The 10,114-nt window shown below is 36.4% G+C and carries 10 protein-coding genes; all 10 read left to right on the top strand.

Annotated features, from left to right (window positions below):
• Positions 1-444 precede the first annotated feature (444 nt).
• Positions 445-579, top strand: coding sequence for a 50S ribosomal protein L34 (rpmH, locus tag DCE79_RS18395; protein ID WP_008408389.1), 135 nt, complete (start codon positions 445-447; stop codon positions 577-579).
• 95 nt (positions 580-674) lie between these two features.
• Positions 675-1,016 (top strand): ribonuclease P protein component, encoded by a 342-nt coding sequence (gene rnpA / locus DCE79_RS18390; RefSeq protein WP_108714386.1) that lies wholly within the window; start codon positions 675-677, stop codon positions 1,014-1,016.
• Between the two features lie 167 nt (positions 1,017-1,183).
• On the top strand, positions 1,184-1,963 hold the full coding sequence (yidC, locus tag DCE79_RS18385; protein ID WP_108714385.1) for a membrane protein insertase YidC: 780 nt from the start codon (positions 1,184-1,186) through the stop codon (positions 1,961-1,963).
• Positions 1,964-2,725, top strand: a complete 762-nt coding sequence (jag, locus tag DCE79_RS18380; RefSeq protein ID WP_108714384.1) for an RNA-binding cell elongation regulator Jag/EloR — start codon at positions 1,964-1,966, stop codon at positions 2,723-2,725.
• Positions 2,726-2,917: 192 nt separating this feature from the next.
• Complete coding sequence (gene mnmE, locus DCE79_RS18375; RefSeq protein WP_108714383.1) at positions 2,918-4,303, top strand: tRNA uridine-5-carboxymethylaminomethyl(34) synthesis GTPase MnmE; 1,386 nt, start codon at positions 2,918-2,920, stop codon at positions 4,301-4,303.
• A gap of 85 nt (positions 4,304-4,388) precedes the next feature.
• Positions 4,389-6,287 carry a tRNA uridine-5-carboxymethylaminomethyl(34) synthesis enzyme MnmG gene (gene mnmG / locus DCE79_RS18370; RefSeq protein ID WP_108714382.1) on the top strand — a complete coding sequence of 633 codons (1,899 nt, stop codon included), beginning with the start codon at positions 4,389-4,391 and terminating at the stop codon, positions 6,285-6,287.
• Positions 6,288-6,472: 185 nt separating this feature from the next.
• Positions 6,473-7,189 (top strand): 16S rRNA (guanine(527)-N(7))-methyltransferase RsmG, encoded by a 717-nt coding sequence (gene rsmG / locus DCE79_RS18365; protein ID WP_108714381.1) that lies wholly within the window; start codon positions 6,473-6,475, stop codon positions 7,187-7,189.
• Positions 7,190-7,369: 180 nt separating this feature from the next.
• Positions 7,370-8,281, top strand: a complete 912-nt coding sequence (gene noc, locus DCE79_RS18360; protein WP_108714380.1) for a nucleoid occlusion protein — start codon at positions 7,370-7,372, stop codon at positions 8,279-8,281.
• Between the two features lie 213 nt (positions 8,282-8,494).
• Positions 8,495-9,256 (top strand): ParA family protein, encoded by a 762-nt coding sequence (locus tag DCE79_RS18355; RefSeq protein ID WP_108714379.1) that lies wholly within the window; start codon positions 8,495-8,497, stop codon positions 9,254-9,256.
• A complete protein-coding gene (locus tag DCE79_RS18350; RefSeq protein WP_108714378.1) occupies positions 9,249-10,094 on the top strand; it encodes a ParB/RepB/Spo0J family partition protein in 846 nt (281 codons plus the stop codon). Before DCE79_RS18355 ends, DCE79_RS18350 begins: the two co-directional genes overlap by 8 nt.
• The last annotated feature ends 20 nt before the right edge of the window (positions 10,095-10,114 follow it).

Here is a 10,114-nt window from a genome sequence, read left to right as displayed (position 1 = left end):
ATTAGAGTACGGTGGACATCTTTGTCCACAGATTATTAACAGTTGTGGATAATTTATTTCCCGAAAAAGAATTCCACAAAGTAAAACACAGTTATCGTATCAAAAAAAGTTAGGTTTTTCAATACTTAAACGATCTTATCCACATAAAGTTGAGTTATACACGTCAAAGTTGTCCACAGGGCGTGTGTTTGTGAAAAAGTTGTAGATAAGTGTTGTGGATAAAAAATTTTCAAAAAAAACTATTCACATGTTTAACAGAGCAATGAAATGAAATTGTGGATAAGTAGGAATGTCGCGTTTTTGATTTAAAATAGATAGGAAAAAGGAATGTTTGAAAGAAAAAATAACAGACCCATTGACAAAGAGGTAATTTTATTTATATAATGTCATGGTCTGTATGTAGAAATAGATATAGTAACACTTGAATTCAGGAGGTGTATATAAATGAAACGTACGTACCAACCTAAAAAACGTAAGCACAGCAAAGTACACGGTTTCCGCGCTCGCATGAGCACTAAAAACGGCCGCAACGTATTAGCTCGTCGTCGTAAAAAAGGAAGAAAAGTATTATCAGCATAAGTCCACTGAGCCACATCAGTGGTCTTTTTTTTCTTTTATGTAGTGAACGAAGCAAAAAAAGTACCAATGATTAGATGGAGCAGGTGAATGGATCAATGAATAAACGCCAACGTATTAAAAAAAATGAAGATTTTCAAAAGGTGTTTAAAAGGGGTAAGTCATTTGCGAATCGCCAATTTGTTGTTTATTGTTTAAAAAATGATCAACATGAAGCGTTTCGTATTGGCTTATCAGTGAGTAAAAAAGTTGGAAACGCGGTTACTCGTGTACGAGTGAAGCGTTATATTCGCCAAGCTTTTCTAGAGTTAAAAGATGAAGTAAGACAAGATATGGACTATGTTATCATCGCCCGAACACAGGCGGCCACATTAGATTTTCATGAAACGAAAAAGAGCTTGCAGCATGTATTAAAAGTTGCAAGAGTTTATAAAGGATAAAATAAATTCAACATAACTATAAAAGTTTACAGGTAACAAATTGTTCGATAGTTTGAAATAAAGAAAGAAGAAAATTCGAATTATCGAAACAATTTGTAGTGTAGAAATGGATACACATGGTAAACTGTTGTCATAAATTGAATAGGTGTTCTCTAGGAGGAAGAAGGTTGAAGAAGAAACATTGGATTATGCTGATGCTTGTTTCAGTAGTATTGCTACTTTCAGGTTGTTCGGAATTTAAAGAGCCAATTTCATCTGAAAGTGAAGGCTTTTGGAATGAATATATCGTTTGGCCATTAGTATCTTTTATCAAGCTTTTTGCTGATATGTTTGAAGGAAATGAAGCAAACTATGCATTTGCGATTATTATTGTTACGATTATTATTCGTTTAGTCATTTTACCTTTAACAATTAAGCAAGTTAAAAGCTCAAAAAAAATGCAAGAAATTCAGCCAAAATTAAAAGAGCTTCAAGCAAAATATAGCTCTAAAGATGCGGCAACTCAACAAAAATACCAGCAAGAAATGATGCAGTTAATGTCAGGTTCTGGTGTTAATCCATTAGCTGGATGTTTACCAATCTTTATTCAAATGCCGATTTTAATTGGTTTCTATCATGCTATTAGCCGCATGAATGTATCACCAGCATTTGAGTTAGGAACATTTTTATCGTTCCACTTAGCAGAGCCAAGTATCGTATTTGCAGTTATCGCGGGTCTTATTCAGTACGTAGTATTAATGACAGGTCCAGCAGTTGATAACCCACAAATGAAAATCATGATGTATATCATGCCATTATCGATTATTGGTTTCGGTAGTTTCTTACCAGCTGCGTTATCATTATATTGGATTGTCGGAAATATTGTTTCTGTATGTCAAAACCTTGCAATTTATAAACCTTGGAATAAAAATAAACCGGATGCTACCGATGCAGGAGGAGCGAAATAAGTGAAACAAACTACGCAAATAGGCGCAACAGTAGAAGAAGCGATCTCATTAGCGTTACAAAAGCTTGGCCATTCTCGTGAACAAGTTGATGTGGAAGTTTTACAAGAAGGTAAAAAAGGATTTTTAGGTTTCGGTACACGTAAAGCAGAAGTTCGTGTGACGGTAAAAGAAATTGTTCAACAAGTGAATGAACAACCATTTGAACAATCAGTTCCTGCAATGGAAGCGCTGGTTGTTGAAGCGGTTTTCGTGGATGAGCCTATTTTAACGAATGAAGATCAACCAATTCACCAAGAGCAACTAACACAGGTTGACCCGATTGAAGAAGCAAAATTGTATTTAACAAGTATTGCTTTAGAAATGGGTATTACAGATTTAGTAATTGACCATACGACAGATGGAAAAAATGTGGCTTTCAAACTTTCGAGCGAAAAAGCAGCACTATTAATTGGAAAGCGCGGTTATACATTAAACGCACTGCAACAATTAACACAGCTTATGCTCAATAAAACAGCAAAATCTTTTATGATTTTACAAATGGATGTAGAAGATTATCGTGAACGACGTCAAATTGCTTTAGAACAACTGGCAGCTCGTATGGCAGATAAAGCAATTCGTACGCGAAAAACAGTTACATTTGAACCAATGGCTTCTTATGAACGAAAAATTATTCATAATGCATTAGCAAATCGACTAGATATCGAAACGTATTCAGAAGGTATTGAACCGAATCGTTATTTAGTCATAGAGCCAGTAAGATAATCTATTTATTATTACAGACATAGTAAGCGACCTATTCATTTGGATAGGTCGCTTTTTATTCGTTTAGTATGCCTTTTGAAAAGTCGACATTACTTTAGATTTTACTGAAAATATGGTAATCTAAATCGTTAGAGAGTATAGAACGGTTGTGATTTATCCACATGTGGATAACACTGAAATAGGAGGATATAGATGGAATTTGATACGATTGCTGCGATATCCACACCAATGGGAGAAGGAGCTATTGCCATTGTTCGTTTAAGCGGAGATGAAGCAGTAGCAATTGCAGATAAAATATTTAAATCACCAACGAATAAAAAATTAACAGAAGTCGCGACGCATACAATTAACTATGGACATTTAATTGATCCTAAAACAGATGAAATTGTAGAAGAAGTCATGTTGTCGCTAATGCGCGGTCCAAAAACTTTTACTCGTGAAGATGTAGTAGAGATTAATTGTCACGGGGGGATTGTATCTGTCAATCGCGTTTTACAGCTTGTTTTACGTTCTGGAGCACGTTTAGCAGAGCCTGGAGAGTTTACGAAGCGTGCGTTTTTAAATGGACGTATTGATCTTTCACAAGCAGAAGCGGTAATGGATTTAATTCGTGCGAAAACAGATCGTGCGATGAATGTTGCGCTTGGTCAAATGGATGGGAAACTTTCAAGATTAATTGCATCTTTACGCCAAGCATTATTAGAGACTTTAGCGCAAGTAGAAGTTAATATAGATTATCCAGAATATGATGATGTGGAAGAAATGACGATACCAGTACTATTAGAAAAATGTGGCTGGGTTCGTGAAGAAATCATCAAATTATTACAAACTTCTTCACAAGGTAAAATTTTACGTGAGGGATTATCAACAGTTATTTTAGGACGCCCAAATGTAGGGAAATCGTCGCTTTTAAATAGTTTAGTACAAGAAAATAAAGCAATTGTTACAGATGTCGCAGGAACAACACGTGATATCATTGAAGAGTATGTAAATGTTCGTGGTGTGCCACTACGTTTAGTTGATACAGCTGGGATTCGAGAAACAGAGGATATCGTTGAGCGAATCGGTGTAGAACGTTCACGTGAAGCGTTAAAAGGTGCAGATTTAATCTTACTTGTTTTAAACTATGGTGAAGAATTAGTAGTAGAAGACGAACGCTTATTTGAGACGATTCAAGCGATGGATTACATTGTAGTTGTGAATAAGACAGATATCGAGCGTAAAATTGATTTAAATCGTGTCCATGAATTAGCGGGCAAACATCGTGTTGTAACAACGTCTTTAGTAAAAGAAGAGGGCGTTATTGAGCTTGAAGAAGCAATTGCTGCCTTATTCTTTGAAGGACAAGTAGAGGCAAATGATTTAACCTATGTTTCAAATGCACGTCATATTGCGTTATTACATCAAGCACAGGACGTGATTGAAGAGGCACTAGCGGCAGCAGAATCTGGTGTACCTGTAGACATGATTCAAATTGATGTGACACGCACATGGGAGATTCTTGGTGAAATTATTGGAGATACGGTGCAGGAAAGCTTAATTAATCAGCTCTTCTCACAATTCTGTTTAGGAAAATAATATATAATTGCTTTTTCATTCTAGTTCATCTTTATCAAGTTGGACTAGAATGAATAGATCGGTAAATCAGAAAGGATGAAAATACATGCCAACACAATATGAGGCAGGTAATTATGATGTAATTGTTGTCGGTTCTGGTCATGCCGGAGTTGAAGCCGCATATGCAGCTGCAAAAACTGGCGCAAAAACATTAATGCTCACAATCAACTTAGAATTAATTGCGTTTATGCCATGTAATCCATCTGTCGGAGGTCCTGCAAAAGGGATTGTAGTTCGTGAAATCGACGCATTAGGTGGACTTATGGGACGCGCAATTGATAAAACATATATTCAAATGCGTATGCTTAATACAGCGAAAGGTCCTGCGGTACGTGCATTACGCGCGCAAGCTGATAAACAGTTATACCAACGTGAAATGAAACGCTTATTAGAAGACGAACCAAATCTTCAAATTCGCCAAGCTATGGTGGAAGAATTAATTATTGAAGATGAAGAAGTAAAAGGTGTTATTACACAAGTTGGCGCCATTTACCGTGCGAATGCAGTTGTTTTAACGACTGGTACATTTTTACGCGGTGAAATCATTATTGGGGACTTAAAATACTCATCAGGTCCAAATAACCAACAGCCATCGATTAAATTAGCGGATAACTTAAAAGACTTAGGGTTTAATATGGTGCGCTTTAAAACTGGTACACCACCACGAGTGAATAGCCGTACGATTGATTATTCAAAAACTGAAATTCAACCTGGTGATGAAGAGCCACATGCATTTAGTTTTGAAACAACGGAATTTATTACAGATCAGCTTCCTTGCTGGTTAACATATACAAGTGAAAAAACACATGAAATTATTAATGAAAACTTACACCTTTCTCCGATGTTCTCTGGAATGATTAAAGGGACAGGTCCACGTTATTGCCCATCAATTGAGGATAAAATTACGCGCTTCGCTGATAAGCCGCGCCATCAAATTTTCCTTGAGCCAGAAGGTCGCGATACGCAAGAAGTTTACGTACAAGGATTCTCAACATCGCTTCCTGAACACGTACAACGTAAAATGGTTGCCTCAATTCCAGGATTAGAAAATGCTGAAATTATGCGTGCTGGCTATGCGATTGAATATGATGCCATTGTGCCAACGCAATTATGGCCAACACTTGAAACAAAGGCGATTAAAGGTCTTTATACTGCAGGTCAATTAAACGGGACTTCAGGTTATGAAGAAGCTGCTGGTCAAGGGTTAATGGCAGGTATGAATGCAGGCTTAAAAGTGCTAGGAAAAGAAGAAGTCATTCTTTCTCGTTCGGATGCCTATATTGGTGTATTAATCGATGACCTAGTAACGAAAGGTACAAACGAGCCGTACCGATTACTTACATCTCGTGCAGAATATCGCTTATTATTACGTCATGATAATGCTGATTTACGTGTAACAGACGTAGGTTACAAAGTGGGGTTAATTTCAGAAGAACGCTATGCGCGCTTTACGAAAAAACGCCAGCAAGTAGAAAATGAAATTGCACGTTTACGTGCAATTATCGTGAAACCAAACGAAAAAACACAAGAAACGGTACGCTCTGTAGGTGGTGCTGAACTAAAAGATGGTATTCGTGCTTCTGATTTTGTAAAACGTACAGAAATGACATATGACTTAGTTGCAAGTTTAATTGAACCAACAGAAGAGTCATTAAGTGAAGAAGTACGTGAACAAGTTGAAATCCAATTAAAATACGAAGGTTATATTCAAAAAGCTCTTCAACAAGTAGAAAAAATGAAAAAATTAGAGGATAAGAAAATCCCTGAAAATATTGATTATGATGCAATTGGTAGCTTAGCTTCTGAGGCATTGCAAAAATTGAAAAAAGTACGACCACTTTCAATTGCACAAGCATCACGTATTTCAGGTGTAAACCCTGCGGATATTTCAATTTTACTTGTCTATATTGAGCAAGGGAGAATCGCAAAAGTAAGTACCAATTAATACTGATGAGCGTCTTTTGAACAGTAAAGGCGCTCGTTCTTTTGACTTCTTTCAGCGGGTGTTTGGATGCACGCTGAAAGAAGCCAAAGCCTCTAACTGACCCACGTCCTGTGGGCCTAAGCGCAAAGCCAAATTTGGACGCAATTATGATTTGCGTAATTGATCTAGTAAAAAGGAGCGTTTTTATGAACGAAAAGCAGTTTATTGAAGCATTGAAGCAAAAGGGCATTGAGCTTTCAGAACAGCAAATCGCACAGTTTAAAAAATATTTTGAGCTATTAGTTGAGTGGAATGAAAAAATGAATTTAACAGCGATAACGGATTTGGAAGGTGTTTATTTAAAACACTTCTACGATTCAATCAGTGCATCATTTTACTTTGATTTTACAAAAGTAACACGAGTATGTGATGTTGGTGCTGGCGCAGGGTTCCCAAGTATTCCAATTAAAATTTGCTTCCCACATTTACAAATTACAATTGTTGATTCATTAAATAAACGTATTACATTTTTAAATCATTTAACGAATGAATTACAATTAGAAAATATGAATTTTGTGCATGCACGTGCAGAGGAATTCGGCCAAAATGCGGCTTATCGTGAAAAGTTTGATGTTGTGACAGCACGCGCGGTCGCTCGTCTTTCAGTCCTTTCTGAGCTATGTATCCCTCTTGCCAAAGAAGGCGGCTATTTTGTTGCGTTAAAAGCAGCAGCTGGGGCAGAAGAGATGAAGGATGCAGCAAAAGCCATTTCAACTTTAGGTGCAAAATTAAAAGAAGAATTTTCGTTCCATTTACCAGTAGAGGAAAGTGAACGCTCACTTTATGTTTTTGATAAAATAAAAACAACACCCAAGAAATATCCACGTAAACCAGGTGTTCCAAATAAAACACCCATTAAATAAGCAAATTTTCTTCTAGATAAAAACATAAATTATGAAATGTTTTCGTCTTTTGATGCATACATATTTATATTTATGTCTCTTTTATAAAATAACTGTTCAATCAACACTGTACATTTATGAGTGAATCATAAATAATATTTAATATGAGCTAGATAGTTTCTTAAAGGTGGTGCCACACGGATGAAAAGTACTTTTTCGCGTTTTTTCGGAGGCGGTGTAAAGCAAGAACAGGAGCAAGAACAAGAGCCAGAAGTGAAAAGTGAAGTAGAAGTAATGGAGAATATCTCAATGACTTCAGAAGAAGTAGTTAAAATTCCAATAGATAAAATCATTCCGAACCGTTATCAGCCACGTACAGTTTTTGATGATGAGAAGATTGAAGAATTAGCAAGAACGATTCATACGCACGGTATAATCCAACCAATTGTCATTCGTCCAATGAGTGATGGCTCTGGGAATTTTGAGATAATTGCGGGTGAACGTCGATACCGTGCGATGAAATCTCTACAATGGAAAGATGTTCCAGCAATTGTGCGTCATTTAAATGATCGTGAGACAGCTTCTATCGCATTGATTGAAAATCTTCAACGTGAAGAGTTAACCGCAATTGAAGAAGCACTTGCCTATCAGCAATTACTGGAGATGCACTCGCTCACACAAGAGGCACTTGCACAACGACTTGGAAAAGGACAATCAACAGTTGCGAATAAACTGCGATTATTAAAGCTTCCGCAATTTGTACAAGAAGCGATTTTAAGTCGTGAAATTACTGAACGTCATGCACGTGCACTAATTGCGATTAAAGATGAGCAACTGCAGCTGCAATTAATTGCAGCAACTAAGGAATATGATTGGAACGTAAGACAGCTTGAACAACAAATTCAATTAATTCTAAATCCAGAAGAGCCAGAAGTGAAAAAGCGTAAATCGAGCCGAAAAGCGATAAGTAAAGATGTTCGAATTGCCTTAAATACGATTAAGCAGTCACTGACAATGGTGACAAAAAGCGGAATCCATGTGAAAACAGAGGAAGAAGATACAGAGGATTACTATCAAATCACTGTAAAAATTCCGAAAAATAATAAAAAATAATTACCTGTAAAAACAAGGATTTATATACCTTCTATGCAATTAAAGCGTAGAAGGTTTTTTTGTCGGATTGAAAGAAGTTGAATTTTCATGCAACGTTTAGAGAGATTTTTTGATAAACTTAAAGTAGATTAAAGAAAACAGTAGAATATTTTTAAATCTTTTTGTGTTAATGATGATTCAACCTAAATTGAAGTGATGAAAGCAGGTGCGAATTTGGGACGTATTATAGCGATTACCAATCAAAAAGGTGGCGTTGGAAAAACAACGACATCCGTGAATTTAAGTGCATGTTTAGCTTTTTTAGGAAAGAAGGTCTTATTAATCGATATTGATCCACAAGGAAATGCCACGAGTGGTCTTGGGGTTCGAAAAGGTGATTTAGAAAGCTGTATTTATGATGTCATAATTAATGACGAAGATATTAAAGAGGTTATTCAACAAACGAATGTAGAAAACTTGTACATTGTACCAGCTACAATCTCATTGGCTGGTGCTGAAATTGAACTTGTTTCTACGATTTCACGTGAAGTTCGATTGAAAAAAGCATTACAAGAAGTGAAAAATAACTTTGATTTTATTATTATTGATTGTCCGCCATCTTTAGGATTATTGACGATTAATGCGTTGACTGCTGCGGATGCCTTAATCATCCCCGTACAGTGTGAATATTATGCGTTAGAAGGACTGAGTCAATTATTATCGACAGTCCGCCTCGTTCAAAAACATTTGAATAAAGAGTTAATGATTGATGGTGTGTTATTGACGATGCTTGATGCACGGACGAATTTAGGTATTCAAGTTATTGATGAAGTAAAACGTTATTTCCAGGATAAAGTATATCGTTCAATTATTCCGCGTAATGTCCGTTTAAGTGAGGCACCAAGCCATGGTAAGCCGATTATTTTGTATGATCCAAAGTCGCGCGGCGCTGAATTATATTTAGAGTTTGCAAGGGAAGTGATTAAAAATGGTTAAAGGATTAGGAAAAGGTATTGACGCTTTATTTCGTGAAGAGGCAGTACATAAAGAGGATCAAGTACAACAAATTGCGGTTGCCAAAATAATCGCTAACCCTTTTCAACCACGTAAAATTTTTGATGAAACAGCTATCGAAGAGTTATCGGCATCCATAAAGGAACACGGTATTATTCAACCGATTGTCGTTCGAAAAAAAGATAAGAAGTATGAAATCGTTGCAGGTGAACGACGCTACCGTGCAGCAAAACAGGCGGGTTTAACAGAAGTACCAGTTATCGTGAAAGATTTTGATGAGCAACAGATGATGGAAGTAGCGATTTTAGAAAACTTACAGCGTGAAGATTTAACGCCAATTGAAGAAGCAGAAGCATATAGTAATCTAATTAATAAGTTGAATTTCACACAAGATGATTTAGCAAAGCGTTTAGGGAAAAGTCGCCCACATATCGCGAATTTAATTCGATTACTACAATTGCCTGAGGATGTCCGTGAGCTTGTAAACAATGGAGAACTTTCAATGGGGCATGGTCGAGCACTACTTGGCTTAAAGAACAAGCGTCGCATTCCAGAAGTCGCAAATAAAGTAATGAGAGATCATTTAAATGTCCGCCAGCTTGAAAAATACATTCAAGATGTCAATGAAGAAGTTTCACGTGAAACAAAGAAAACAAAAAAAGATATTCACGTGCAAGCGACAGAATCTCAGCTACGTGAATATTTTGGAACACAAGTTCAAATTAAAAAAGCAAAGAATAAAGGGAAAATCGAAATTGAATTTTATTCGGAAGATGATTTATACCGCATTTTAGAAATTTTAAATATTGAGGAACAATAGGTGCATCGTTTAGGATGCCC

Origin of the sequence: Lysinibacillus sp. 2017, from assembly GCF_003073375.1 — a bacterium.
Classification (GTDB): Bacteria; Bacillota; Bacilli; order Bacillales_A; family Planococcaceae; genus Solibacillus.
This window is presented reverse-complemented; position numbering and strand designations above follow the sequence as displayed.

Excerpts from the sequence above, each read along its gene's own strand:
- rpmH (WP_008408389.1), top strand. The coding sequence starts at position 445 with ATGAAACGTACGTACCAACCTAAAAAACGTAAGCACAGCAAAGTACAC.
- rnpA (WP_108714386.1), top strand. The coding sequence starts at position 675 with ATGAATAAACGCCAACGTATTAAAAAAAATGAAGATTTTCAAAAGGTG.
- mnmE (WP_108714383.1), top strand. The coding sequence starts at position 2,918 with ATGGAATTTGATACGATTGCTGCGATATCCACACCAATGGGAGAAGGA.
- mnmG (WP_108714382.1), top strand. The coding sequence starts at position 4,389 with ATGCCAACACAATATGAGGCAGGTAATTATGATGTAATTGTTGTCGGT.
- rsmG (WP_108714381.1), top strand. The coding sequence starts at position 6,473 with ATGAACGAAAAGCAGTTTATTGAAGCATTGAAGCAAAAGGGCATTGAG.
- noc (WP_108714380.1), top strand. The coding sequence starts at position 7,370 with ATGAAAAGTACTTTTTCGCGTTTTTTCGGAGGCGGTGTAAAGCAAGAA.
- DCE79_RS18350 (WP_108714378.1), top strand. The coding sequence starts at position 9,249 with ATGGTTAAAGGATTAGGAAAAGGTATTGACGCTTTATTTCGTGAAGAG.